This window comes from Cupriavidus sp. 01L43, assembly GCF_056399925.1.
On the sequence record NZ_JBFTSH010000013.1, the window covers coordinates 47,419 to 73,498 of the forward strand.

Genomic DNA, 26,080 nt, shown 5'->3' on the forward strand with positions numbered 1-26,080 from the left:
GACTTTACAATCTTTCAGACACCTCGCATGGACCTCAACCTGATTCAGGCCTTCGTCGACATCGTGGAAGCCGGCAACCTCGCCGAGGCGGGCCGGCGGCGCGGCGTCACGCGCTCGCAGATCAGCCGGCAGCTCGGGCAGCTCGAGGATCAGGCCGGCACGCAACTGCTGCGGCGGACCACGCGGCGGTTGGAGATGACGGACTCGGGGCAGTCCCTTTACGAGCATGGCCTGCGCATCCTGCAGGAAGTGGCGGCGGCGCAGGCCGAGATCGACAGCCTGGGCAAGACCCTGCGCGGCCATGTGCGGGTCAGCGTACCCACCGGGCTCGGCGACGCCTTTATCGCCCCGCTGCTGCTGCAGTTTGCCGAGCGGCACCCGGGCATCTCGCTGCGTGTGTTCTTCGCCAACCGCGTGACAGACCTGATTGCCGCCGAGATCGACGTGGCACTGCGCGTCACGTCCGAACCGCCGCTGGACACTGTGGCGCGCGAGGTCTGCGCCATCCGCTGGCAGTTGTGCGCCTCGCCGGGCTACCTCGCCCAGGTGCCGCCCGTGCGGGAGCCGGCCGATCTCGCCGCATGCCGATTTCTCTGTCCGCCCTACACAACCAGACGATTCTCATTGACCTTGGGCCGCGATAGCTGCAATGGGCCGGAACGATGTAGCGTCGAGATCACCCCCTACCTGCAGTCGGAACACTTTCCTTTCCTGATCCGGGCCGTGCGCGAGGGCCATGGCATCAGCCTGCTGCCGGTCTACGCCGGCTGGGAGGATGTGCGGCGCGGCTCACTGGTGCCGGTGCTGCCAGACTGGAAGCCCGAAGGACTGGGCAATCGGCTCTACATCATCACCACGCCGAATCCGCATCCGTCGATGGCCACGCGGGCGCTGATTTCGTTCCTGCGGGAGGCGGTGGCCGGGCTCGACGTCTTCAGCACATCCTAGAAAACGGGCTGGCAAACTTTCAATTTGCAAGCTATTCTCTCCTCAACTTGCAGATCAAAAGTAAAAGAGGAGACATGGCCCCCACCGATTTTTCCAACATGCCCTGCCCCGTGGCGCGCTCGATGGCGATGCTCGGCGAGCGCTGGGCGATCCTGCTGATGCGCGAGGCCTACTACGGCAGCACGCGCTTCGACGAGTTCGAACGGCACCTCGGCATTGCGCCGAACATTCTCAGCGCGCGGCTCAAGACGCTGGTCAGCCATGGCCTGCTGGAGAAGTCACCGGCGCCGGGCGGCGGCGCGCGCCATATCTATACGCTGACCCAGATGGGCCGCGACTTCTTCCCCGTGTACGTGTCGCTCAAGCAGTGGGCGGAGCGCTGGCTGGCCGATGAGAAAGGGCCGCCGACGATCTTCGAGGACAAGCGCGACGGCGGCGAGATCGTCGCCGGCGGCCTGACCCGGCCCGATGGCAGCACGATCACCGCGGACGACCTGCGCGTGCGGCCCGGCCCCGGCGCGGGCCGCTACATCCGCGCGCGCTTCGGCGACGCGGACGACCAGATCGAAGCCGGCGCAGGCAGCGAGGCCATCGACCATGAATAAGCCCGATGCCCTCACCCTCGGCGCGAGCGCCCAGGCCCCTGCCGACCCCGTTCCCGCCTCCGAACTCGCCCGCCGCATCGCCGTGCTCGCCGCGCCGACCAGCCTGGTGGCCTTCCTCCAGGCGGGCGCGCAGTTGATCGAAACCTGGCTGGCCGCGCGCCAGGGCACCGCCTCGCTGGCCGGCTGGGCCGTGGTACTGCCGTTCGCACTGCTGCTCCAGCAGATGTCCGCCGGCGCGATGGGCGGCGGCGTGGTGTCCGCCATCGCCCGCGCGCTCGGGGCCGGCAAGCGCGAGGACGCCTCGTCGCTGGTCATGCACGCGGTGATCATCGCCGTGGTGGCAGGGCTGGTCTTCGCCGTGGCGCTGGCCGGCTTCCCGCACGCCGTGCTCGGCGCCGTGGCCGGCCCCACCGCCGCCGAGGCCGCCGCGACCTACGCGATCTGGCTGTTCGGCGTGGGGGCGATTCCCGCGTGGCTGACCAACACGCTGGCCTCGGTGCTGCGCGGCGGCGGGCGCCACGCGCTGGCCGCGCGCGTGCTGTGCGTAATGTGGATCGTGTTCCCGGTGCTGTCGTGGTATTTCGCCGAGCGTATGGGCATGGGTCTCGCCGGCATCGGCGCGGCGCTGGCGGCGGTGTCCTGGGCGGCCTCGCTCGCCATGGCCTGGGTGGTGATGCGCGGGGGCGCTGGCTTTGTGCCGACGCTGCGCGTGCGGCCCTCGGGCGCGCTGTTCCATCGCATCCTGTCGGTCGGGCTGGTGGCGTGCGCGCTGGCCTCGGTGGCCAACCTGACGACCATCCTCGTCACCGCGCAGCTGCGCCACTACGGCACCTCGGTGGTGGCCGCGTATGGCATTTCGGCGCGCCTGGAATTCCTGATGATTCCGCTCGCGTTCGGCGTGGGCTCGGCGCTGACCGCGCTGGTCGGCCGTGCCGTAGGCGCCGGGGACTGGCATACCGCGCGCCGCACGGCGTGGGTGGGCGCACTGATCGCGCTGGTCATCGCGGGGGCCGTGGGCGCTGCCGTGGGACTGGCGCCGATGTCGTTCGCGTCGCTGTTCACCGACGATGTCGAAGTCCGCGAGATTGCCGCGCGGGCGCTGTCCTGGGTGGGGCCGGCCTTCGGCGGCTTCGGGCTGGGCATGGCGCTCTACTTCGCCTCGCTGGGCGCCGGGCGGATGCGCGGCCCCATCGCCGCCGGGCTGTGCCGCATCGCGCTGGCGGCCGGTGGCGGCTGGCTGCTCGCCAATGTGGCGGGGATGGGCATCGACGGCCATTTCCTCGGCGTGGCGCTGGGCATCACGGCCTACGGGCTGGTGACGGCGCTGGGCGTGCGGCGCGGCGAGTGGTCGCCGCGCTGAGGGAAGGGACTTCTATTTAGCGGGAGGAGGCGGAGGCGGCACAGTGGCGCGGGCGTCGCCGGTCAGGCCGGCGTCCCGCACGTCGCTCGGGATGGCCGGCCAGCCGCCACCAAGCGCCTTGTACAGCGAGGCGGTGCCGGTCAGGACATCGACCTGCCCCTGGATCGCCGCCAACTGCACCGTGAACAGCTTCTCCTGGGCGTCCGTCACTTCGAGATAGCTGGAATAGCCGCCCTCGTAGCGCGCGCTGGACTGGTCCGCGTAGATCAGCAGGCTCTGCTCCTGCCGGCGCAGGCTGCCGAGCCGGTTACGGGTCTCGATGCCGTTGGACAGCTGGTTGTTCACATCGGCCAGCGCATTAAGCACGCTGAACTGATAGCCGAGCATGGCCTGGTCGCGCACCGCTTCGGCCGTATTCACCTGCCCCCGGATCGCCCCGCCCTGAAACACCGGCTGGGCGAGGTTGGCGCCAAAGCCCCAGATCTGCGAGGCGCTCTGCCACAGGCCCGCCGGCGAGGTGGCCAGCGCGCCGAAAAACCCCGACAAATTGACCGACGGCAGGAACAGCGCCAGCGCGGCGCCCACCTGTGCGTTGGCGGCCACGGCGGTTTGCTCGGCCTGCAGGACGTCCGGCCGGCGCGCCAGCAGCGCGGCAGGCAGGTCGGCGCCGATGGCCGGCGCCGTCAGCTCGTTCACCGGCTTGCCGCGCTCCACCGGCCCCGGCTCGCGGCCCAGCAGCACGGACAACGCGTTCTCGGTCTGGGCGATCGACGTGCGCAGCGGCGGGATGGTCGCCTCGGTCGAATAGAAGTCGTTCTCGGCCTGGGACAACTCCACCTGCGAGATCACGCCGCCCTGATAGCGTTGCTGGAAGATGTCGAGTGCGCGGCCGCGTGCGTCGAGCGTGGCGCGCGCCACCTCGAGCTGCGCATCGAGCCCGCGCAGCGTGGCGTAGCCCTGCACCACCGAGGCCGCCAGCGCCAGCACCACGCCGCGCCGGGTGTATTCGGCATTCCACAGGCTGGCTTCGGCCGACTCGGCCTGTCGGCGGATGCGGCCCCAGAGGTCGATCTCCCAGCTGGCGTTCAGCAGCGCCTCGTAGCTGTTGCGCGGGCCGCCCAGCGCTGCGAACGGCGTGCCGTTGAACGAGCCGCTTTTCTGCCGCGCCGCCGAGGCGGTGGCGTTCAGCTGCGGATAGAAGCCCGAGCGCGCCACCATCAGCTGGCCCCGGAATTCGTCGATGCGGGCCGCCGCGATGCGCGCGTCGTAGTTGCTGCGCAGCGCCGCCTCGACCATCGCGGTCAGCACCGGGTCGTTGAAGCTGTTCCACCAGTCGCTGTCGGCGGCCACGGTCAGCACGCCGCTGTCGATCCGGTAGTTGGGCGGCTCGGCCGCCTCCGGCCGCGCGTAGTCCGGGCCGATGGCGCAGCCGCCCAGGATCGCCAGACAGGCGGCCGACATCGCAGTGCTACGCAGTACGGCATTCATGATGGCTCCCCGGCGCTCGGTGAAGGATGCGAAGTGGATGGCGCCGCGGCCTTGCGCGGGCGGCGCGCCGCCCACTTGTCGGCGGCCGTGCCCACCAGCCACGAGAACAGCGGCACGAACAGCAGCGCGAGCGAAGTGGCCGCGATCATCCCGCCGATGATGCCGGTGCCGATGGAATGCCGCGAATTCGACCCCGCCCCCGAAGCGATGAACAGCGGCACCGCGCCGAGGATAAAGGCGAGCGAGGTCATCACGATCGGCCGCAGCCGCAGCTTGGCGGCCTCCACGGCGGCATCGGCGTGGGAGAGCCCTTCCTTGTGCTTCATCACCGCGAATTCCACGATCAGGATGGCGTTCTTCGCCGCCAGCCCGATCAGCGTCACCATGCCGATCTGGAAGTACACGTCGTTCGACAAGCCCCGCAACAGGATCGCCATCAGGGCGCCGAAGATGCCGAACGGCACGGCGGTCAGGATCGACAGCGGCAAGGACCACGACTCGTACTGTGCCGCCAGGATCAGGAACACCATGACGATGCCGAACACGAAGACGATGGTGGTGGTATTGCCGGATTTCTTCTGCTCGAAGGCCTCGCCGCTCCAGGCGAAGCTGTAGCCGGCGGGCAGCACCTCCCGCGCCACCGCCTCCATGGCCGCCAGCGCCTGGCCCGAACTGTGGCCGGGCGCGGCATCGCCGGTGATCTTGGCCGCCGGGAAGTTGTTGAAGCGCGAGAGCAGGTCCGGCCCGCTGGAGTAGTAGGTCTTCAGCAGCCCGGAGACTGGCGCCATCTTGCCGTCCCGCCCGCGCACGTACAGGTATTCGAGATTCGTCGGCGTGGCCCGGTACTGCGGCTCGGCCTGCAGGATCACCTGCCACACGCGGCTGTACTGCGTGAACTGGCTGACGTAGAGCGAGCCGAATTGCGTCTGCAGCGTGCCGTAGACATCGGCAATCGGCACGCCCATGGTCTCGGCCTTTTCCTTGTCCACCTCCACCCGCATCTGGCGCGACGCCGACTGGATCGTGCTGGTCAACCGGCCCAGTTCCTTGTGCGCGGCCGCTGCCTGGATGAAGCGGCGCGTCACGCCTTCCAGCTCGGCCGTGTTGCCGGTGCCCCGGTTCTGGATCCAGAACTCGAAGCCGCCCTGCGAGCCCAGCCCGGGAATCGACGGCGGATTGACCGGAATGATCACCGCCTCGGGAATCGCGCGCAGCTTGGGCGTCATCTCGGCCAGCATCGCCGGCACGCCCAGATCGGCGGAACCGCGATCCTTGAAGCTCTTCATGCCGACGAACACCGTGCCGGCGTTGGTCTTGTACTGGCTGTCGATGAAGCTGTAGCCGGTCAGCGCGGAGGCATCCTCCACGGCCGGGTGCTTGCGGAACATTTCGGCCACCTGCGAGGTGACCTTCTCGCTGCGGTCCAGGCTGGCGGAGTCCGGCATGATCACCGCCACGAGGATGTAGCCCTGGTCCTCGGACGGCACGAAGGCCGTGGGGATGTGCGCGAACAGCTGCCACGTGGCCAGCAGCATCGCCCCGAAGATCGCCAGCGCGACCACCGCGCGCCGCATCACCGTGCGCACCCAGCTGCCGTAGTGGTGCACCAGGCGGTCGAACCGCTCGTTGAACCAGACGAAGCCGCGCCACGGCGTGTGGTGCCCCGGCTTCAGGATCAGCGCCGCCAGCGCCGGCGAGAGCGTGAGCGCGCAGAAGCCCGAGATGACCACCGAGATGACGATGGTCAGCGCGAACTGCCGGTAGAGCTGGCCGGTCGTGCCCGAGACGAAGGCCACCGGGATGAACACCGCCGAGAGCACCAGCACGATGGCGATGACCGGCCCGGTGACCTCCTCCATCGCCCGCAGGGTGGCCTCGCGCGGGGAGAGCTTGAACTCGGCCATGTTCCGCTCGACGTTCTCTACCACCACGATGGCGTCGTCCACCACGATGCCGATCGCCAGCACCAGCGCGAACAGTGTCAGCAGGTTGATCGAGAAGCCCAGCGCCAGCAGGCCGGCAAAGGTGCCGATGATCGACACGAACACGGCCAGCACCGGGATCACCGTCGCCCGGATGTTCTGCAGGAAGATGAAGACCACCAGCACGACCAGGATCACGGCCTCGACCAGCGTATGGACCACTTCCTCGATGGAGGCGCTGACGAACTCGGTGGTGTCCAGCGAGACCTTGTACGCCACGCCGGCCGGGAAGGTCTTGGCCATCTCGTCGAGCGTCTTGCGCACGTCGTTGGCCACCTGGAGCGCGTTGGAGCCGGGCTGCTGGTAGACCGCGATGATCGTCGCCGGCTTGCCGTTCAGGGCCGAGCGCAGCATGTACTGCTGCTGGCCGATCTCGGCGCGGCCCACGTCCCGCAGCCGCACGATGGCGGCGCCCGTGGCATCGGCACGCAGGATGATGTTCTCGAACTGCTCGGGCGTGGTCAGCCGGCCCGGTGTCACCAGCGGGAACGACAGCTCCACCGGGTTGGCGTTCGGCGACTGGCCGACGCTGCCGGCGCCGAACTGCTCGTTCTGGCTCTGCACCGCGTTCTGCACGTCCTTGCTGGTGATGCCGAGCGCCGCCATGCGGTCCGGCCGCAGCCAGATGCGCATGGCGAGGTCCGCCGAGCCCATGATCTGCGCCTGGTTGGCGCCGTTGACGCGCTTGATGGCGTCCAGCACGTACAGGTTCGCGTAGTTGTTGATGTACTGCTGGTCGAAGCGGCCATCCGGCGAATAGATCCCGATCAGCAGCAGGAAGCTGGTGGAGCGCTTCTCCACGTTGATGCCGGTCTTCTGCACCGCCTCGGGCAGCTGCGGCAGCGCCAGGTTCACCCGGTTCTGCACCTGCACCTGGGCGGTGTCCGGGTCGGTGCCGATGTCGAAGTAGACGTTGAGCGTCATCGAACCGGTGGGCGATGACGTGGACTGCATGTAGATCATGTTGTCCGCGCCGTTCACCTGGGTCTCGATGGGCGCGGCCACGGTCTGGGCGACGGTGTCCGAGTCGGCGCCCGCATAGGTGGCGCTGACCGTGACCTGGGGCGGGGTGATGTCCGGGTACTGGGCGATCGGCAGCGCGAACATCGCCACGCCGCCGCCGATGACGATGATCATCGACATCACCACCGCGAAGATCGGCCGCTTGACGCAGAAGGCGGAAATCATGGGGCGCTCCGGTTCAGGTCTTGGCCGGGGCCGGGGGGGCACTGGCCGGGGCACTGACGGGGCGGCTGCCCTCGCCGACCGCCGCCGGCGGGGCCTCGCCGGTCACGCGCACCGGTGCGCCGGCCGCGAGCTTGCCGGCGCCGTCCACCACCACGGTCTCGTTCGGCTCGAGCCCCTTGGCGATGCGCCACATCGAGCCGGACAGCTCGCCCACCATCACCGGACGCGGCTGGGCCTTGTTGTCCTTGTCCACCACGTAGACCAGATCGCCCTTGGGGCCATGCATGACCGCGCGCTGCGGCACGACGATGGCGCCGGGCCGGCTCGCGCCACTGACCAGCACGCGCACGAACTGGCCGGGCCGCAGCTGGCCGCCCGGGTTCGGCATCAGCGCGCGCACGAGGTAGGTGCCGGTGTTCTGGTTGTACGTGGCATCGGCGAAGGTGATGCGGCCCTTTTGTGGGTACTCGCTGCCATCGGCCATGATCACGGTCACCGTGTATTGATCGTCGTGCGGCACCACCAGCGACTTCGCCTCGCGCTGGGCGCGGAACTCGAGCGTCTGGGGCTCGGAGATGCTGAAGTTGATCCGCATCGGCTGGAGCGTGGAGACCGTGGTCAGCAGGCTGTTGGACGTGCTGACATAGGCACCCACCGGCAGCACGGCGAAGCTGGACACGCCATCCACGGGCGAGCGCACGTAGGTGTAGGACAGGTTCAGTTCCTGGGTCTTCACCTCGGCCTGGGCCTGCTCCACGCCGGCGGCGGCCTCGTGGAAGTTGCCGTTGGCGTCGTCGAGATCCTTCTGCGAGAGCGCGTTGCGCGCCGCCAGCGGCTTCACACGGGCGAGGTTGGCGCGGGCCACCTCGAACCGGGCCTTCTGCTGGGCCAGTTGCGCCCGGGCGGCGTCCAGCTGGACCTGGAACGGCTTGTGGTCGATCTCGAACAGCAGCTGGTTTTCCTTGACCACCGCGCCTTCGGTGTAGTTGCGCTTGATCAGGAAGCCGGCCACGCGGGCGCGGATATCGACGGCCTGGTCGCTCTCGGTCTGGCCGACGAAATCGAAGGTCACGGGCAGGTCCTGCGCCGCCGTCTTGACCACCTGCACCGGCACGGCCTGCTGGGCTGCCGGCGGGGGTTCGGATTTCTTGCAGGCACCCAGGCCGAGCGCGGCAACGGCCAGGACGATGGGGAAAACCAGTTTCATGTGCCGCTCCGCTGCGGTTGGGTCTCGCTGCGCGGCGGCGTGCCGCACAACGTTCGTGTGGGCAGGTTAAAGCGGTGTCGGCGGCGCCACCATTCAATCTTTTCGTCGCCGCCTTCAACAAAATCGTTCGATGCAGTCTCTGCGGACAGGCGGGTTCGAGACTGCGCGCGATCAGCGCCGGAAGCCGTGGAAGCGACCGCCTCCGCCGCCGAATCCGCCGCCACCGAAGCGCCCGCCCCCGCCCTGGAAGCCGCCCCCGCGGCCCTGCCACTGCTGCGCGGAATTGCCGAAGCGTTGCTGGCCGACATCGCGCGCCTGCCGCTGCTGGTCGAGCCGGTTCTGCACGTCGCTGTTTGGCTGCACCGGCTGCCAGCCGTTGGGGGTGTGCTGCTGCCAGCCATCGTCGGTGCGCTGGTAGACGTTGCCGTCGTGGCCGGCGTAGACGTTGCCGTTGTTCCACGCCACGGCATTGTTCTTGTTCGGATTGACCACCACACCGCGGCTGCCGGCGGTGTGGTCGCCGGTCTGGGTGTTGCCGGCCACGCCGAACTCGGCGGCGCCAGCCCGGCCGGTTTGCGCGTTGTAGCCCGCCACCTGCCGGCCGCCCGCGTAGTTGCCCGTGTACTCGTTGCCGACCACGCCGCCGCGCCCGGCGCCTTCGCGCCCGGTGGATGGATTCGAGAACGAACCCTGCCGCCCGGCGGCGTAGTCGCCCGAATACGGATTGAATGCGGCGCCCCGGCTGCCCTGGTAGCGCGCGCCGGTGGCCGGGTTGTAGCCGGACCCCGCCGTGCCGCGCCACTGGGTGCCGGTCCACGCGTTCCAGCCCTGGGCGTGCGTGACCGTGCCCTGGCCCCATCGGCCATAGAAATTCGCCTGATTCACGTTGACGTAGTTCCAGCCGTAGCCGCCGCCCCACCAGTACGGGCCCCAGTACGGCGACGCCGCGCCCCAGATGGCGCCGGCCGCGAAGCCGAACGCGAAGCCCTCGGTCACGCCCACGGCAAACCCGGCGCCATAGCCGTAGGTGGCGGGGTAACCGTAGTAGTAGGCGCCCACATAGGGCGGATAGACATAGCCGGTGCCGTAGACCACGGTGCCGTCGGGGTTGACCACCACGCCCATGTAGCCGGGGGTGTAGCCGACCACCACCGCCTCAGGCGTGACCGAGTAGATCCGCACGTAGGTGACGTAGTAGATCGGCGAACTCGGCGGGATGGTGTAGATGGCGGACGGCACCTCGGTGGCCACATGCCACGGTCCGCCCGGCACGCTCGCCGTGAACCAGACGCCGTTGGCCACGGCGTAGTAATGGTTGCTATCCACCTCGATCACCGGCGTGCCCGTGTTCACCGCGTATTGCAGCGAGGTGCCGGTGATCGGCACGAACTTCGGCGTGCCGTCATAGACCACGGCCACCGTGGCCTTGGCCCGCGCCACCGATGCCGTCTGCGGAATCGTGGCGGCGATCTCGGCCTCGCGCGCCTGCGGCGTGCCCGGCACCGAGACCAGCACGTTGGCCTTGGGATCCTGCGGGGAGATCTTGGCGAAGTCGGCCGGTAGCTGATTGCCAGCCACGTGCGTCCACGGCCCGGTCAGCATTGGCGCGCGGAACCAGCGGCCCGAGAGCAGCACGTAAGACTGGTTGGTGGATGGATCGACGAAGACCGCGTGATCGGCGTTGGACACCGTGAGCAGGCTGGTGCCGCCCACCGGGGTCATCTTCGGCTCGCCGCTGGTGACGATCAGTTCGGCCGGCTGCGTGGCCAGCAGCACGGCCGGCGCCTGCGCGGGCGGCTTGCCGCTGGCCGGCAACATCGGATCGGGCTTCGGCTCGGCCTTGTTTGCCTGGATCTTGCTGGCCGCGCCGAGCAGGGCCGCCGGCGGCGACGGCACCACGGCCCACGCGCCGCCCGCCGACTCGGACTTGTACCAGTAACCGGCGGCGTTGAGCCAAAGCTCCCCGCCCGCTTCGCGCAACAGCAGGGCGCGGCTGTTGATCGCCCGCTCCAGCGACGTGCCGCCCACGGCGCGCCACGCGGGTTCACCATCGACATGCACCAGCAAGGTCGGCGTGGTGGCGAACAGGATCTGCGGCACGTCGTTCTTCACCGACACGCGCACCGCGCGGCCCAGTTGCTGGGACACCGCGTAGCTGGCCTGCAGTTGATCCAGCGGCACCGTCAGCCCCTTGGCCGGCAGCCGCGCGATGACCGCCTGGCGCACCGTGTCGGCCGCGTCGGGGCGCGTGGGGACTTCCACGCTTTCGATCTCGATCTGGGAGAGCTGGACCAGCGCCGAGGGCTTGTCGATGTCGGCCGTCGCGGAGAAATGCACCACGCCGTAGGTCGGCGTGCCGTCGCGCGGGCCCACCGCCACGGCGGCGCGGCCCGACATGCGGGTGCCATCCCATTTCTCGATTTCTGGCTGATAGAGCTCGATGTGGTCGCCGGCGGTATCAAAGTTGCGCGGCCACGTGAGTGGCGTGAGCGGCGAGCGCGCCGGCGGCTGTGCAGCCAGGATTGGCGCGGTGGCGCCCAGCAAGGCCAGGGCGACCATCGCCCGGCAGGACAACCCACGCATGAAGCGGAACGACATGGCGACTCCGTCGAATTGCGCAGCATCCGGCACAAGGGGGCTGCTGAGAGGAATCTAATGGAGGCGCTGAGGCGGGACAATCCCTGTCGAAAACATTCATTTCGTACGTTGAATCCGCGCAGATCACCGCAGCACTGGGTACGGTTTGGGCCGCCCGGCCTGAGGCCAGGTGTGCATCTTGCTTCGCTTGAGAATCCCCTGAATCTGGCACCCTGCCCTTGAAGCCGCGTTATGCCAGCCTCACCTTCCTCGGATAACTACGATGCCTAAGGCCATCCGATGAGCGCCCTGCCGCCCCGCCGTTCGATTCTCTTTGCCGCCTCCATCACGGCGCTGCTGCATGGCTATATCGGCGTGCGGCTGTTGCCGGACCTGCCCGTGCCGATGGCCGTGGCCTGCCTGGGCGCGCTCTGGCTCGTCATCTCGGCCCTGCTGCTGCCCACCGCGCTGCTGGCGCGGCGCCTGACGCCGCCCTGGGCGGACCGGGTTTCCTGGCTCGGCATGCTGGCAATGGGATTTTTCTCAACGCTGCTGATCCTGACCGTGGCGCGCGACCTGTTCCTGCTCGGGACGCTGGCCGTGGGCTGGCATCCGCCCGCCCTGCTGCCCGACAGCGCGGCCGCCGTGGTGGGGCTGGCGCTGCTGGTCAGCGTGATCGGCTATTTCAATGCGCGCGGGCTGGCCCGGGTGGTCGAGGTGGATGTGCCGATTCCCAACCTGCCCGAGGCGCTGCACGGCTTCACGATCGCCCAGATCAGCGACATCCACGTCGGCCCGACGATCAAGAAGCCCTACCTGGACCGCATCGTGGACCGCGTGAACCAGTTGCAGGCCGATGCGGTGGCCGTGACCGGCGACCTCGTGGACGGCACCGTGCGCGAGCTGGCCGACCACACCGCACCGCTGGGCCGGCTATCGGCCAAACACGGGGCCTTCGTCGTGACCGGCAACCATGAGTACTACTCGGGCGCCGAAGCGTGGATCGTTGAACTACGCCGATTGGGCCTGCGCGTGCTGATGAACGAGCATGTGGTGGTGGAGCGCGACGGCGCGGCGCTGGTGCTGGGCGGCGTGACCGACTATTCGGCAGGCCACTTCATCGATAGCCATCGCAGCGACCCGGTGCAGGCGCTGGCCGGCGCGCCGGCGCACGCGGCAGTGCGGGTCCTGCTGGCCCACCAGCCACGCACCGCCCCGGCGGCGGCGGCGGCGGGCTTCCAGCTGCAATTGTCCGGACATACCCATGGCGGGCAGTTCTGGCCGTGGAACCTGTTCGTGCCGATGCAGCAGCCCTATGTGCATGGGCTGAACCGGCATGAAAACCTGTGGGTCTATGTGAGCCGCGGAACGGGCTACTGGGGGCCGCCGAAACGCTTCGGGGCGCCTTCGGAGATCACGAAGGTGAGGCTGGTGCGGGGGTGATGCGGGGGTGATGCCTGCGGATTCCCCTCCCCCGCGCGGGGGAGGGGAATCCCACGATCAACGTACGATCGGCTTGTAGCGGATGCGCTTCGGCTTGGCGCCTTCCTCGCCGAGGCGGCGCTTCTTGTCCGCCTCGTATTCCTGGTAGTTGCCGGGGAAGAATTCCACGTGGGAATCGCCCTCGAACGCCAGGATGTGCGTGGCGATGCGGTCCAGGAACCAGCGATCATGCGAGATCACCATCACGCAGCCCGCGAATTCCAGCAGCGCATCTTCCAGCGCGCGCAGCGTTTCCACGTCGAGATCGTTCGACGGTTCATCGAGCAGCAGCACGTTGCCGCCCGCGATCAGCGTCTTGGCCATGTGCAGCCGGCCGCGCTCGCCGCCGGAGAGCGTGCCCACATGCTTCTGCTGGTCGCCGCCCTTGAAGTTGAAGCGGCCGATGTAGGCGCGCGACGGCGTTTCGTAGCGGCCCACGGTCAGCACGTCCGAACCGCCCGAGATTTCCTCGAACACGGTCTTGTTCGGATCCAGCGCGTCGCGGCTCTGGTCGACGAACGCCATCTTCACGGTCGGCCCGATCTTGATCTCGCCGCTATCCGGCTGCTCCTTGCCGGTCAGCATGCGGAAGAAGGTGGACTTGCCGGCGCCGTTCGGCCCGATGATGCCGACGATCGCGCCCGGCGGCACCTTGAAGCTCAGGTTGTCGATCAGCAGGCGGTCGCCATAGCCCTTGCTCACGCCGTCGAACTCGATGACCTCGTTGCCGAGGCGCTCGCCCACGGGGATGAAAATCTCCTGGGTTTCGTTGCGCTTCTGGTATTCCTGGCTGTTCAGTTCGTCGAACCGCGCCAGACGCGCCTTCGACTTGGCCTGCCGGCCCTTCGGGTTCTGACGCACCCACTCCAGTTCCTTGTTCAGTGCCTTCTGGCGCGCCGACTCGGTCGACTCTTCCTGCTTCAGGCGCTGCTCCTTCTGGTCCAGCCACGAGCTGTAGTTGCCCTTCCACGGAATGCCGTGTCCGCGATCCAGCTCCAGGATCCATTCGGCGGCGTTGTCGAGGAAGTAGCGATCGTGGGTCACGGCCACCACGGTGCCCGGGAAGCGCGTGAGGAACTGTTCGAGCCAGTCCACGGACTCGGCGTCCAGGTGGTTGGTCGGTTCGTCGAGCAGCAGCATGTCCGGGCGCGACAGCAGCAGGCGGCACAGCGCCACGCGGCGCTTCTCGCCACCGGACAGATGGCCGACCTTGGCTTCCCACGGCGGCAGGCGCAGCGCATCGGCGGCGATATCGAGCTGGAGGTCGACGTTGTTGCCGTCGCTGGCGGCCAGGATGGCCTCGTATTTCGCCTGATCGGCGGCCAGGGCGTCGAAATCGGCGTCCGGCTCGGCATAGGCCGCATAGATCTCGTCGAGCTTCTTGCGCGCCTCGAACACGCCGCCGAGCGCCTCTTCCACGGACTCGCGCACGGTCTGCTCTGGATCGAGCTGCGGTTCCTGCGGCAGGTAGCCGATGTTCAGGTTCGGCATCGGCGTGGCTTCGCCCTCGATCTCCTTGTCCAGGCCAGCCATGATCTTCAGCACCGTGGACTTGCCCGAGCCGTTCAGGCCCAGCACGCCAATCTTGGCGCCGGGGAAGAAGGACAGCGAAATGTCCTTGAGAATGTGACGCTTGGGCGGAACGATCTTGCCCACGCGATTCATGGTGAAAACGTACTGTGCCATGGAGGTGTGCGGTGTGTGACTAGGAATGGCGGGAGTGTAGCAGGCGGATGGGCGGGGCCGGCGTGCCGCGGGCACGGCAAAAATGGCGCCCAATTTCAGACTCGTCTCATTGCAGAGGCAAGGAGCGGTTCGGAGAATCAGGCGGGTTCACCACTGGATCGGACCCGACATGGCAAAACTATTGCGCCGCAGCGGCGCGGCAATGGGCGCGCAAATCACGCTCATCGCTGGAAACCAACTCCCTTTCAGGGTCTCGGGCCTGGGCCCGAACCGCAGGCATCTCGCCTTCCGGAGCAGCGACTCCACCTTGAGAATCCTCCCGCTCAAGGTCAATGACCGGGATATCGAGCAACAACTGAAGATCGAAGTCAGCGAAACCGGCATCGTGAGCCGGCGGGTGGTGCATGTCGATGCCTATATATATGGCACCACCCAGCGGGATGCGAATACGCCGAGGCTGACGGTGGAGGTGTTGCCAAGGCTGGAACTACCGGATGCGGGGACCGAGGCGGGGATTCTGGCGCGGATGTTGGTGGTGGAGAACGCGAACCCCGATAGCGACAAATTCAGCAGTCTGGATGAGGCGCTCAAGTGCATGCAATGGATGGTGCATGTCATGCGTAATCGGCTACGCCTCGGGGCAACACATTTTGCAGCGCGCGGTGCCACCAGCTTGACCGATCTTATCAAGGCACCCAATCAGGTAGAGGGTTTCGAAAGCTACCCGATCATTGCGGACCGTCCGGCGCTTCTGCTGAACAAAACCATGAACATTGCGAACGACGGTACGCACGCAAAAAACGCGGCCTTCCGAACCTACGTGGAAAATGCGATAGCGGTCGCCAGTGGAAAGCATTTTGGAAACGACCCATCTGCCGGCGAGATGTACGCATGGCGAACGCTTCCGTCAAAGCCACCGGGGCCCAATTTCGAGCCATTTCAACAACTTGGAGGCCAGCAGTTCTACACATTGACCAAGTCGTTTCTTGCGCAGTTGAATGCCAAAAAATAGGGCGACTTCCATGAGAAAGACAATCCTGGCTCTCTTGGCCTTCTGCTCGATAAATGCCATGGCCAAAGACAAGCTACCGGACGCCGTTTCGGAAACCGCAACGGGACGCACAAGAGCTTCGACGAACCCCTATTACAGGGATCCCGCTAAAGCCATTCGCTATCTGGTCGCCAGTAGCGGCAAGAACCAACAGCGCAATCGATTTTGCACTGTTGGCTACAGGATGCCGCAAGGATATTTAGTGGTCTGGACCTTGTGGGAGGAGGAGCGAACCCTCCTGCTCTGGCGAGGAAGCTCTGACGCGGACATGCGGCTGGCCGGCTTGGCAATGGCGCGCCACAGCCTAATGCTCGGCCGCGACACCGTAGCCACCGAGAACGACATCAACGGCAGCACCTATCTCGTCACAGTCGACTGGTGGATCTCCATCGCCAATGACTGCCGCAAGCACGGCGAGCAGTACGAAATCGAGCCGTTCGCGATCACGGAGCCGCGTCAATGAAAATAGCGCCTTGGGGCTTCCTGCTATTCGCACTTCTAGGGTGGAGCAGTACACAAGCGAATCATGATCTACCTGATGCTGTTGCCGGCAATGCCTCCGGGCGGTTCAGAGTCTCCGCTGATCCGGGCTACCTAGACCCAAGGGCGACAATCAAGTACCTCCTCGCGATAGAGAGAGCAAACCGAGAGCGGAATCGCTTTTGTGTCGTGGGCTACAAATTCCCCAGCGGCAACGAACTGGCCTGGGTGGTCTGGGAAGAAGAACGGCTGATGATGCTCTGGGACCCCAGCCTCTACGCCGACACCCGATTGAAGGCCCTGACAAGGGCCCGCCGAAATCTCAAACTCGGCCGCGACACCGTTGCCACCGAGAACGACATCAACGGCAGCACGTATATCGTCACGGTGGACTGGTGGATCTCCATCGCCGATGACTGTCGCAAGCATGGCGAGCAGTACGAAATCGAGCCGTTCCGGATTGCCCCGTCGAAAACCAGCGATCCACGCTGATTCGTGGGCATCGTTACAATGTCGCCTTTGTCCCGCGAATCCCGCGAGGCCTCCGACACTCGGTCCGAATTGCCATGAAAGCTGCTCTTACCCTCAAGTTCAAGTGCAAGAAGTGCACCAAACCCGTCACACTGTATCTGCAAAAGACGTCGGCCTGCTCGCACATCCTGCCGTACCAGGGTTTCTGCAAGTGCGGCGAGATGATGCGCCATGCCACCGGGGACAAGGACGCCGTCGAGTCGTTCGTCAACTCGGTGGATAACAGCTGGATGCACCATCACCATCATCACCACTAAATAGGAAGGGTCTGTGAGCGAAGGCTGGCGCCCCGGCGTGAAGGATCCGATGCGCTTCCTGGGTGGTTATCCGCCCGGGGTGCTCGACCAGGTGCGCGCGTTGATCGCGGCGGGCGGGCTGGGGGATCACCTTGCGCGGCGCTATCCGGCGCCGCACACGGTCCAGACGGATCGCGCGCTGTACGACTACACGTCGGACATCAAGCAGGAATACCTGCGCAGCGCGCCGCCGCTGCACAAGGTGGGCTACGACGCGCGCCTCGACACCGCGCAGCACGCGCTCGGCCTGCACACCGCCATCTCGCGCGTGCAGGGCGGCAAGCTCAAGGCCAAGAAGGAAATCCGCGTGGCGTCGCTGTTCAAGGAGGCGCCAGCGGACTTTCTCCGCATGATCGTCGTCCACGAACTGGCCCACCTGAAAGAGAGCGACCACAACAAGGCGTTCTATCGGCTCTGCGAGCACATGGAGCCACGCTATCACCAGCTCGAATTCGACACGCGGCTATTCCTGGCGTGGCGCGAGCTGGAGAAAACCGGCAAGACGCCAGACTGAGGCGGCTCGCCGGCCTCCCCCGGCCTGAATTGCAACAGCCTAGTCGCAGGTGTAGCGGAAGTTATCGTTCAGCTTCAGCGGCAACACCACCGTACGCAGGTTCAGCGCCTGCGCCTTGGCGCAGAGCGCAGGCCGCCGCGCGGGGTCCTTCCATTTCGCGGCATATTCCACATTGAACACGGCCTTGCCCTGCGTGGTGAACGCCGCATAGACCCCGCACTCGTTGTACTGGAAACACTGCTCATTGACCGCGAAGTCGAAATCGCCGGCAAGCTGGGCGACCTGATCGATATCGTTCTTGAGGCCGATGGCCAACCCGCGCGCGTGCGCCTCGGTGGCCAGGAAGCGGTTGTACTCGAGCTGCGTCGCGGCGGTCAGCGGCACGCCGGGGTTGTTGGTGTAGCCGTCGACATTGTCCGTGTCGATGCCGTCGCACCCCTTCGCCTTCGCGAGGTCCATCCGCGCCGTCATGATCTTGCGGACGTTGGCGGAACGCGTGTCGAGCCAGCGCTCGCCCGCCCAGCCATCGAGCGGGTTGCCCTGGTCAGCGGCCGTGAATTGAGAATAATCCGAACGCCAGTTCTCGCTGCTACCGGCGGAGAAGTAGCAGACCACGCGCTTGCCTTGGGACTTCAGCGTGTCGATGGTGGCCTGCGGGGTGTCGAAGAGGTCGAAATCGAACACGACGGCGTTGTACGACGTGTTGAGCTTGCCCTGGAGCTGGAGCTGCCACGTGTCCGTGGCGGCCGGCATCCAGCGTGTGGTGGGAAGTGCGCTGGCGCTGGCGGTAGCCTTGCTCGTCGTGGCGGTCACCTCCGAGACGCGGACGACGGAACCGCCGTCGTCATCGCCCCCACCGCCGCAGGCGGCAAGCGTTGCCACGGCCACCGCCGCGGCGAGGCGCGCGAGGTCGCCCATGCCCTGATTGTTATCCATCATTGACCCTTCCTGTTGTTATCCCAACTGTATGCGGCACATTATGCGTGCAAGCATGGGCGATCAGGCAAGGGGGTCGGCATCGGCGGCACGGCGCTTGACGCGCGGCCGTTTTGGGGCGCTTGCGGCACGGCGTGCTGTCGGCTCGGCGGGCGCGCCGCCGGGGCTCATCTGCTCGAGCCACGCCAGGCCATCGACATAGGACAAGAAACGCTGGAAATAGCCCGGCGATACGTCCTGCATCAGCGCAAGTGCGCCATGCACAAGATGATTCGTATTGAGCGGCCCGGCGTTCGCCGGCACGCTGTCCAGTGCCTCGCGCAACTGGCGGTCGGCGCTGACGCGCGCCCAACTGTCGCGGAAATAGTCGATCAGGGCCGGCGCCGGCTCGGGACCGCGTTGCGCGCCAGCGACAGGTGGCAGCGCACTGGCTGAGGACCGCGCAGCGATGTATTCCACGAGTCCGCCGAGCGGGCTGGCGTCTGGCTTGGCCGGCCGGTCAGCGCGTGGGGCGGCTTGCGTGAGGGCATCGCCAAAGGACGCCACGAGGTGCGCAAGCCGTGCATCGAGCAGTTCGCGCGCTTCGCCATGCTGGGTCGCCGAGCGCCGCGCCAGCGCTTCCAGGAATCGGAAGCGCACCGGGTCGATCCGTTCGGCGCCGCGCTCGCGCCAGGCGGCGAGGCGGGCGCGCGGATCCTGGCGCGGGTCCTGGTGCGGGTCCTGGTGCGGGTCCAATTCAGCCATGAGACTTTGCCGCACCCGTGGACACTCTCGGAATCGGCGCGATCTCCACGCGGCGGTTTTTGGCGCGGCTCGCGACGTCGGCATTCGGCACCACCGGCTGCTCGGCGCCGAACGCGGCAGAGAACACCATCGCGGCGGGAATGCCCGCATCGATTAGCGCGCGCGTCACAGTCAGTGCGCGCTGGGCAGACAATTCCCAATTGTCGGCAAAGCGGCGATTGCTGTCGCGCATCTGGGTGTCATCGGTATAGCCGCTCACCATCAGGATCTCGTCGCGCGCATGCAGATAGGCCCCCAGCGGCGCAGCGAGCCCCTTCAGCAACTCGCGCCCTTCTGGCTGCAACTGGTCCGAATTCACCGCGAACAACACGTTCCCGCTGATGCCGATGCGCCCGTTCACGAGCGTCACACGGCCCGCCGAAAGCGGCCCCGCCAGCGCCTTCTCGAGCGTCTCGCGCCGCTGCATCTCCTCCTGCCGCTGCTTGACCTCGGCTTCGAGCCGGGCCGACAGCTCCATCTGGAAGCCGATCACCCCAAGCAAAATCAGCACGAAGCCGCCCAGTAGCACCGACATCAGGTCACCGAAGACGGCCCAGACGGGCGCCGTTGACTCCACGCCGGCGTCGAGGTCCTCACTCATGCGGCCTCCGCGCCCGGTCCGTTGGCCGCGCCCGGCGCTGCCAGCCGTTGCAGGTCTTCCAGGATTTGCTTCTGCGACAGCATGCTGAGATCGACCACTTCCCGCGCCTGCGCCACGTAGTAGGCGAGCTGCTCGTCGCTGCGCGTCATCGACTTGTCGAGCGCAGCCTCGATGCGTTCCAAGTGTGCGACCAACTGCCCGTTGGCATCGCTGAACACCTGCACGGCGGCGCCGAACGACTCGCCAAGGCTGGCGGTCTCGACGGCGCTGCACGACACCTGCGCGGCAATCGTCGCCATGCGTCCGGATTCGGACTCGACCGTCTCGGCAAACCGGGCACCGACGCGCTCGAGCAGCTCCGCCGTGGTCGTCACGAGGCCGTCAACCGCGGCGCGCTGGCCGGTGGAGGCATGGTTCACGGCATCGAGCAGCGTCTCCAGCGAGGCCAGCAGGCGCCCACGTTCGGCGAGCATCGCGTTGTCGCGCGCGAGGCCGTCGGAGAGCTTCTCCCGCAGTTCCTCGATGATGGCGGCCGCTGCCTTGGGGGCCGCCGTCGTGGCCTCGACGAGGCGAGACACTTCCGCAATCGTCTCACTGGCCTGGGCTTGCGTCTGCGTGGCGATGGCGGCGGCCATGGCGCCGAGCGCATCGGTCCACGCGGCCAGGCGCTGTTCGTCGCGAGCCAGCAACTGGGCCTGAAGATCAGCGTGCGACTGGCTCACCGTCGCCGCCAGCGATGCTGATTGCGATGCGAAACTGGCCGAAGTGCCAGCCAGTGCTTGCTGGTTCTCGCGTACCAGGGCTTCACCGAAGGTATCGAGCGATTGGCGGAGGTCGCGCGTCAGGGCTTCGCTTGCGTGTCGATGGTCGCCCAAGGCCTGCTGCCAGACATCGGCGACATTGGCAGTGGTTGTCGCGAACTGGGTCGAGATGCCTTCGAGTTGTTGCTGCACCGTCCCAGAGACGGTCTCGCGCAATGCCGACATCTCCTGCGCGAGACCGGCCATCGTCTCCCTGACGGCGGGCTCGACCACCGCGCTGACTACGCGCGCGCTCTCGGCAATACTGGATTTCAAGCTTTCTTCGACGGAGGACGCCAGCCGCGTGTAAGTCGCTTCGGTCGAACCGTGAAACGCCTCCTGGCTCGCGGCAAGGCGCTCGGCCAGGGTCCGGCTCTGGCGCTCCATCGTGGCCATCATGTCTTGCAGACGGTCGACCAGCGTCGGCATGACCTCGGCCTGACGCTGCACGAGCCGGAACATCTCATCGCGCTGATGGCTGCGCGAGAACGGGCGCAGCGTGGTGGCGATGCGGGTGTCGAGTTGCCGCACGGCTTCGATGCGCTCGCGCCGACACAGCGCCGCGATCAGGCCCAGCATCGCCGACGTGGCAACGCCCGCGACCGAGGTACCGAACGCGAAACCCAGCCCCTTCACCGGTGCCGCCAGCGAAGCACGCATGGCTTGCAGGTCCGTCGCCCCTTCCAGTGCCATGCCCGTGCCGCGCAGCGTGGCCACCATGCCGAGGAAAGTGCCGAACATGCCGAGCAGGACTAGCAATCCGACGAGATACGGCGTCAGCGTCGGCGCGGGGAGCGTCACGCGCTCGCCCTCGACGCGCAGCCGGACGGCATCGCGCAGACCGGCTGGAAGCGTGTCCAGCCACTGGCCGAGACCCGCCGGTTTCTCGGACAAATTCGAGACCGCATGCGCCAGCGAGGCCGTCGCCTGCCGATAGCACTGGAGTTCGAACGCGCCAGTCACGTAGAAGGCACCGATCACCAACGTCACGGCGAGGGCGAGCGCGTTCGCGCCCGCGTAGCCGGCACCGATCCAGCAAACCACGGCGAGACCGGCAACAAAAGCGACGATATGGGGAAGAATTCTGTTCATGTCTATGCAGTTAGCCAGCGCGCAGGGCGGCGAGCAGCCCTTCGACCGGTTCAAAACGGATGTCCAGTTCGGCAAGCAGGACAGCCTGCATGTCTTTGCGGAACTGCGTGAGCCAGGCGCCGGGCGCATGCTCATGGGCTTGGCGCAAGTGCTCGAAATGGGTTTCCAACAGCGCCGGCACGCTCGCCAGCAGGCTCTGCTCGCGCGCACCCACCACGCGCTCCATGACGGTATCCACCATCGCCAGCTTCGCCATCGCGGGCTGCCGGGCGGTCAGCGCCCTGCGTAGCCGGCCTCGCAATATGCCGATTTCCGTCGCCATGGTTTGTTGCGTGGTCAGATAGCGGTGGCGATAGACAGCAAAATCGACCGTGGCGTCAGGCGACTCCGCCGGCACGGCTGGGCGCCCCGGCCCACGACGCCGCGCGCTTGATGTGCCGTCATCGACAATCGCATTGGCCAGCGCCGCGCGCACGCGCACGGCATCACGCGCCTCGGCATTCCCCGGGCGCGGCGGCAGCGACGATCCCGGCACTGGATGGCTGGTAAGTGCGGCGGACAGCGCGATGGCATCCGTCCACCCGAGCCATTGGCTTAGCTGGTGGGAGAGGGAACTGGCAGGTTCCGCAGCATCGACGTGGATCAGGCGAGACAGGAGCCGAACGAGCGTCGGGCCGCTATGGGCAGTGCGCCGTGGCAGATGGGACATACCGCCGGTTTCCGATCGAAAAACCAAGCAGTTTACAACGGACAAGGGGTTACAGCGCTTGCTGTAACCCCTTGTTTTATCTGGTGCCGGCTGCAGGACTCGAACCCGCCACCTGATGATTACAAATCAACTGCTCTACCTGATGAGCTAAGCCGGCATTTTGTTGCAGACCGCGATTCTACTGCATGCGATCCACTTTGACGATGGCTACTTCACCACCTTCAGCGACGGCTTCTTGCCTCCGATTCGCGGTACCGGGGGCGGAGTCGGATCGTCGTCCGTGCCGCCCTGTTCGGCCGTGACCGGCGTGTCTGCATCCACCGGTGCCAGCTTCGGCGGGGGATTGTTTTCACGCTCGGTGGCGGCCTGCGTCTCGGGGATGCTGCGCTCCACCGGGAACGCCATGCCCTGGCCATTTTCCCGCGCGTAGATCGCCAGCACGTTTTCCACGGGCACGTCGATCTTGCGGGAAACACCACCAAAGCGCGCGCTGAATCCGATCCACTCGTTACCCATGTCCAGCCCGCTCGTCGCGTCGAAACTCACGTTCAGCACGATCTCGTTGTTCTTCACGAATTCGCGCGGCACGTTCGTATTCCCGTCGACAAACACGGCGATATACGGCGTAAAACCGTTATCCGTGCACCACTCGTAAATGGCGCGGATCAGGTAAGGCTTGGTGGATGTTTCAGACATTACGCTTCCGGTGGCGTCGATACCGTCTTAACGACGCATGACCTTTTCAGACGGGGTCAGCGCCTCGATGTACGCCGGGCGGCTGAAGATCCGTTCCGCATACTTGAGTAGCGGCGCGGCGTTCTTCGAGAGCTCGATCCCGTAGTGATCCAGGCGCCACAGCAGCGGCGCGATGGCGACGTCGAGCATCGAAAATTCTTCACCGAGCATGTACTTGTTCTTCACGAAGATCGGTGCGAGCTGGGTCAGGCGGTCGCGAATTGCGGCGCGGGCGCGCTCGTGATTCTTCTCGGCGGCCTTGCCCTTCTCGTTCTCGAGCACGTACACGTGGGTGAACAGTTCCTTCTCGAAATTGAAGAGGAACAGGCGGGCGCGTGCACGCTGCACCGGGTCGGCCGGCATCAGCTGCGGGTGCGGGAAGCGCTCGTCGATATACTCGTTGATGATGTTCGATTCGTACAGGATCAGGTCACGTTCGACGAGAATCGGCACCTGGCCGTACGGGTTCATCACCGAAATGTCTTCCGGCTTGTTGAACAGATCAACGTCGCGAATTTCAAAATCCATGCCCTTTTCGAACAGGACAAGGCGGCAACGTTGGGAAAACGGGCAAGTCGTACCCGAATACAACACCATCATGGTTGAATTCCTTGGGTGTAAAGTCGCCGGATGCAGTGCATGACGGCGAACTTGGCAGCGCTAGATCGGACAGGGCAAACATTCTGTCAGAACGCCCCATCGAAAAGCAAATAAGTTACAAATAGAGAAAGAGACGCTTGAGTCACCTAGACAGCCGATCCGCAACGGAAAAGGGCCGGCGCGGTGCTGCAACAGTGCAACTTCCGCGCCGGCCCTGCCGGCAGCCGCTGACGGCTGTTACAACTTACTTCACGTCCTTCCAGAAAGCCGCGTTCAGGCGCCAGGCAAAGACCGTGAACACGCCGAGGAACAGCAGCACCCAGACGCCCAGACGCTTGCGGTGGCTCTGCGCCGGTTCGGCCATCCAGTTCAGGTAGTTCACGATATCGGCCGCGGCCTGGTCATATTCCTGCGTGCTCAGCTTGCCCGGCGTGACCTGCTCGAAGCCCGCGAACTTGTGCACCTTCTGGCCGTGTTCTTCCACTTCGGCGAACTTGGCCGTGCGCTGGCCCTGCAGCTCCCACAGCACGTGCGGCATGCCGACGGCCGGGAAGACGAGGTTGTTCCAGCCCGTGGCGCGCGTGTCGTCGCGGTAGAAGGTACGCAGGTAGGTGTACAGCCAGTCGTTGCCGCGGGCGCGGGCGATGACCGACAGGTCCGGCGGCATGGCGCCGAAGAACGTCTTGGCGTCCTTCGGTGGCATCGCGATCGTCATGGTCTCGCCCACCTTGTCGGCCGTGAAGAGCAGGTTCTGACGGATCTGGTCATCCGTCAGCGCCAAGTCCCTGAGCCGGTTGTAGCGCATCATCGACGCGCCATGGCAGTTCAGGCAGTAGTTGACGAACAGCTTGGCACCGCGCTGCAGCGACGACACGTCGCTGGTGTCGAGCGGCGCCGGCTCCAGGGGGTAGCCCCCCTCGGAAGCCATCGCGGGCATGGCCGCAAAGCACGCGCCGACCAGTGCGAAGATCGAAAGCAACTTTTTCATCTTGTGTCCTTGTCCTCTTTTGGGGGTCGCGCGGCGCTTAGTGCGGATGGAACGTGACACGCTCCGGCACCGGCTTGAACTCGCCGGCACGGCTCCACAGCGGCATGGTCAGGAAGAAGGCAAAGTACAGCAGCGTACCGAGCTGCGACACCTTCTCACCCACCGGCGACGGCGGTTGCACGCCCAGGTAGCCGAGGACCAGGAACACCACCACGAAGACAATCAGAATTGTCTTATGGAAGGCGGGACGATAGCGGATGGACTTGACCGGCGAGCAGTCGAGCCAGGGCATGAAGAACAGCACGACCACGGAGCCGCCCATCACCAGCACGCCCCAGAACTTGGCTTCGATGAAGTAGAAGCCTGCCGCCAGGATCACGAGGATCGCCACCGAGCCGATCTTCACGYGCACATCCTTGCTGCGCAGGACCACCAGGCCCAGCACGATGGCGAAGAACAGCCACAGCACCGGCAGGAAGTTCGACGTCGTGGCGCGCAGCATCGAATAGAACGGGGTGAAGTACCAGACCGGCGCGATGTGCGGCGGCGTCTTCAGCGGATCGGYCGGGAAGAAGTTGTTGGCTTCGAGGAAATAGCCGCCCACTTCCGGGAAGAAGAAGATCACCGCCGAGAAGAAGAACAGGAAGCCGCCCACGCCCAGCAGGTCATGCACCGAGTAGTACGGGTGGAACGGAATGCCATCCAGCGGGATGCCGTTCTCGTCCTTCTTCGCCTTGATCTCCACGCCGTCCGGGTTGTTCGAGCCTACTTCGTGCAGCGCGATGATGTGCGCCACGACCAGGCCGAGCAGCACCAGCGGCACCGCGATCACGTGGAACGAGAAGAAGCGGTTCAGCGTGGCATCGCTCACCACGTAGTCGCCGCGGATGAACAGCGACAGGTCCTGGCCGATCACCGGGATCGCCGAGAACAGGTTCACGATCACCTGCGCGCCCCAGTACGACATCTGGCCCCAGGGCAGCAGGTAGCCCATGAACGCCTCGGCCATCAGGCACAGGAAGATCAGGCAGCCGAAGATCCAGACCAGCTCGCGCGGCTTGCGGTACGAACCGTACAGCAGCCCGCGGAACATGTGCAGGTAGACCACGACGAAGAACGCCGAGGCGCCGGTGGAGTGCATGTAGCGCACCAGCCAGCCCCACGGCACCTCGCGCATGATGTACTCCACGCTGGCGAACGCCACCGGAATGCCGGCCGCGTTGAGCGTGCCGTCCGGCTTGTAGTTCATCACCAGGAAGATGCCGGTGACGATCTGGATCACGAGGACCAGCAGCGCCAGCGAGCCGAAGAAGTACCAGAAGTTGAAGTTCTTCGGCGCGTAGTACTTGGAGAGATGATCTTCCCAGAGCTGGGTGGCAGGGAAACGGGCGTCGATCCAGCCCAGCAGCCCGGTGGTCTTGACTTCTTTTTCGGCCGCCAT

Annotated in this window: 23 protein-coding genes and 1 tRNA gene; 9 read left to right on the forward strand and 15 right to left on the reverse strand. The window is 66.1% G+C overall.

What is annotated here, in order from left to right:
• The first annotated feature begins 27 nt into the window (after positions 1 to 27).
• The 3 genes from AC1DP9_RS19990 (at position 28) to AC1DP9_RS20000 (ending at position 2,913) form a co-directional block, all read left to right on the forward strand.
• Positions 28 to 948, forward strand: coding sequence for a LysR family transcriptional regulator (locus AC1DP9_RS19990; RefSeq protein WP_477108298.1), 921 nt, complete (start codon positions 28 to 30; stop codon positions 946 to 948).
• A 74-nt stretch (positions 949 to 1,022) separates the two neighbouring features.
• The gene (locus tag AC1DP9_RS19995; protein WP_477108299.1) at positions 1,023 to 1,553 is read left to right on the forward strand and encodes a winged helix-turn-helix transcriptional regulator; all 531 of its coding nucleotides are present in this window, start codon (positions 1,023 to 1,025) and stop codon (positions 1,551 to 1,553) included.
• Positions 1,546 to 2,913, forward strand: coding sequence for an MATE family efflux transporter (locus tag AC1DP9_RS20000; protein ID WP_477108300.1), 1,368 nt, complete (start codon positions 1,546 to 1,548; stop codon positions 2,911 to 2,913). The genes AC1DP9_RS19995 and AC1DP9_RS20000 overlap by 8 nt, the downstream gene beginning before the upstream one ends.
• A 12-nt stretch (positions 2,914 to 2,925) precedes the next feature.
• Here the strand turns inward: AC1DP9_RS20000 and AC1DP9_RS20005 are convergent, their stop codons facing one another.
• From AC1DP9_RS20005 to AC1DP9_RS20020, 4 genes are all read right to left on the reverse strand, one after another.
• Positions 2,926 to 4,401 (reverse strand): efflux transporter outer membrane subunit, encoded by a 1,476-nt coding sequence (locus AC1DP9_RS20005; protein ID WP_092299463.1) that lies wholly within the window; start codon positions 4,399 to 4,401, stop codon positions 2,926 to 2,928.
• The gene (locus tag AC1DP9_RS20010) at positions 4,398 to 7,571 is read right to left on the reverse strand and encodes an efflux RND transporter permease subunit (protein ID WP_477108301.1); all 3,174 of its coding nucleotides are present in this window, start codon (positions 7,569 to 7,571) and stop codon (positions 4,398 to 4,400) included. Before AC1DP9_RS20010 ends, AC1DP9_RS20005 begins: the two co-directional genes overlap by 4 nt.
• A gap of 13 nt (positions 7,572 to 7,584) precedes the next feature.
• On the reverse strand, positions 7,585 to 8,778 hold the full coding sequence (locus AC1DP9_RS20015; protein WP_092299143.1) for an efflux RND transporter periplasmic adaptor subunit: 1,194 nt from the start codon (positions 8,776 to 8,778) through the stop codon (positions 7,585 to 7,587).
• Positions 8,779 to 8,949: 171 nt separating this feature from the next.
• On the reverse strand, positions 8,950 to 11,376 hold the full coding sequence (locus tag AC1DP9_RS20020) for a carbohydrate-binding family V/XII (RefSeq protein ID WP_477108302.1): 2,427 nt from the start codon (positions 11,374 to 11,376) through the stop codon (positions 8,950 to 8,952).
• 288 nt (positions 11,377 to 11,664) lie between these two features.
• Here AC1DP9_RS20020 and AC1DP9_RS20025 point away from each other — a divergent pair, with 288 nt between their 5' ends.
• Positions 11,665 to 12,798, forward strand: coding sequence for a metallophosphoesterase (locus AC1DP9_RS20025; RefSeq protein WP_477108346.1), 1,134 nt, complete (start codon positions 11,665 to 11,667; stop codon positions 12,796 to 12,798).
• Between the two features lie 57 nt (positions 12,799 to 12,855).
• Here AC1DP9_RS20025 and ettA read toward each other — a convergent pair whose 3' ends face one another.
• Positions 12,856 to 14,523 (reverse strand): energy-dependent translational throttle protein EttA, encoded by a 1,668-nt coding sequence (ettA, locus tag AC1DP9_RS20030; protein ID WP_441593380.1) that lies wholly within the window; start codon positions 14,521 to 14,523, stop codon positions 12,856 to 12,858.
• Between the two features lie 169 nt (positions 14,524 to 14,692).
• Here ettA and AC1DP9_RS20035 point away from each other — a divergent pair, with 169 nt between their 5' ends.
• From AC1DP9_RS20035 to AC1DP9_RS20055, 5 genes are all read left to right on the forward strand, one after another.
• Positions 14,693 to 15,535, forward strand: a complete 843-nt coding sequence (locus AC1DP9_RS20035; protein ID WP_477105951.1) for a hypothetical protein — start codon at positions 14,693 to 14,695, stop codon at positions 15,533 to 15,535.
• Between the two features lie 10 nt (positions 15,536 to 15,545).
• On the forward strand, positions 15,546 to 16,037 hold the full coding sequence (locus tag AC1DP9_RS20040) for a hypothetical protein (protein WP_477108303.1): 492 nt from the start codon (positions 15,546 to 15,548) through the stop codon (positions 16,035 to 16,037).
• Positions 16,038 to 16,243: 206 nt separating this feature from the next.
• Positions 16,244 to 16,546, forward strand: coding sequence for a hypothetical protein (locus AC1DP9_RS20045; protein WP_477108304.1), 303 nt, complete (start codon positions 16,244 to 16,246; stop codon positions 16,544 to 16,546).
• Between the two features lie 74 nt (positions 16,547 to 16,620).
• Positions 16,621 to 16,842 carry a hypothetical protein gene (locus AC1DP9_RS20050; RefSeq protein WP_092299156.1) on the forward strand — a complete coding sequence of 74 codons (222 nt, stop codon included), beginning with the start codon at positions 16,621 to 16,623 and terminating at the stop codon, positions 16,840 to 16,842.
• A 49-nt stretch (positions 16,843 to 16,891) separates the two neighbouring features.
• The gene (locus AC1DP9_RS20055) at positions 16,892 to 17,395 is read left to right on the forward strand and encodes a M48 family metallopeptidase (RefSeq protein ID WP_211942914.1); all 504 of its coding nucleotides are present in this window, start codon (positions 16,892 to 16,894) and stop codon (positions 17,393 to 17,395) included.
• A gap of 39 nt (positions 17,396 to 17,434) precedes the next feature.
• Here the strand turns inward: AC1DP9_RS20055 and AC1DP9_RS20060 are convergent, their stop codons facing one another.
• The 10 genes from AC1DP9_RS20060 to AC1DP9_RS20105 all read right to left on the reverse strand — a co-directional run bounded on the left by AC1DP9_RS20060 (position 17,435) and on the right by AC1DP9_RS20105 (position 26,080).
• Positions 17,435 to 18,331: an endo alpha-1,4 polygalactosaminidase gene (locus AC1DP9_RS20060; protein ID WP_477108347.1), complete on the reverse strand. Its 897-nt coding sequence runs from the start codon at positions 18,329 to 18,331 to the stop codon at positions 17,435 to 17,437.
• A 63-nt stretch (positions 18,332 to 18,394) separates the two neighbouring features.
• On the reverse strand, positions 18,395 to 19,075 hold the full coding sequence (locus AC1DP9_RS20065) for a DUF2894 domain-containing protein (protein WP_477108305.1): 681 nt from the start codon (positions 19,073 to 19,075) through the stop codon (positions 18,395 to 18,397).
• Positions 19,068 to 19,715, reverse strand: a complete 648-nt coding sequence (locus AC1DP9_RS20070; RefSeq protein ID WP_477108306.1) for an OmpA family protein — start codon at positions 19,713 to 19,715, stop codon at positions 19,068 to 19,070. Before AC1DP9_RS20070 ends, AC1DP9_RS20065 begins: the two co-directional genes overlap by 8 nt.
• A complete protein-coding gene (locus AC1DP9_RS20075; protein ID WP_441645026.1) occupies positions 19,712 to 21,607 on the reverse strand; it encodes a DUF802 domain-containing protein in 1,896 nt (631 codons plus the stop codon). The genes AC1DP9_RS20070 and AC1DP9_RS20075 overlap by 4 nt, the downstream gene beginning before the upstream one ends.
• Positions 21,608 to 21,617: 10 nt before the next feature.
• The gene (locus tag AC1DP9_RS20080) at positions 21,618 to 22,316 is read right to left on the reverse strand and encodes a DUF3348 domain-containing protein (protein WP_477108307.1); all 699 of its coding nucleotides are present in this window, start codon (positions 22,314 to 22,316) and stop codon (positions 21,618 to 21,620) included.
• Positions 22,317 to 22,397: 81 nt separating this feature from the next.
• Positions 22,398 to 22,473 (reverse strand) — tRNA-Thr (locus AC1DP9_RS20085).
• A gap of 50 nt (positions 22,474 to 22,523) precedes the next feature.
• Complete coding sequence (locus AC1DP9_RS20090; protein WP_092299231.1) at positions 22,524 to 23,012, reverse strand: ClpXP protease specificity-enhancing factor; 489 nt, start codon at positions 23,010 to 23,012, stop codon at positions 22,524 to 22,526.
• A 27-nt stretch (positions 23,013 to 23,039) separates the two neighbouring features.
• The gene (locus AC1DP9_RS20095) at positions 23,040 to 23,651 is read right to left on the reverse strand and encodes a glutathione S-transferase N-terminal domain-containing protein (RefSeq protein WP_008643086.1); all 612 of its coding nucleotides are present in this window, start codon (positions 23,649 to 23,651) and stop codon (positions 23,040 to 23,042) included.
• Positions 23,652 to 23,895: 244 nt separating this feature from the next.
• Positions 23,896 to 24,639 (reverse strand): cytochrome c1, encoded by a 744-nt coding sequence (locus tag AC1DP9_RS20100; protein WP_092299234.1) that lies wholly within the window; start codon positions 24,637 to 24,639, stop codon positions 23,896 to 23,898.
• 37 nt (positions 24,640 to 24,676) lie between these two features.
• Positions 24,677 to 26,080: a cytochrome b gene (locus AC1DP9_RS20105; RefSeq protein ID WP_477108308.1), complete on the reverse strand. Its 1,404-nt coding sequence runs from the start codon at positions 26,078 to 26,080 to the stop codon at positions 24,677 to 24,679.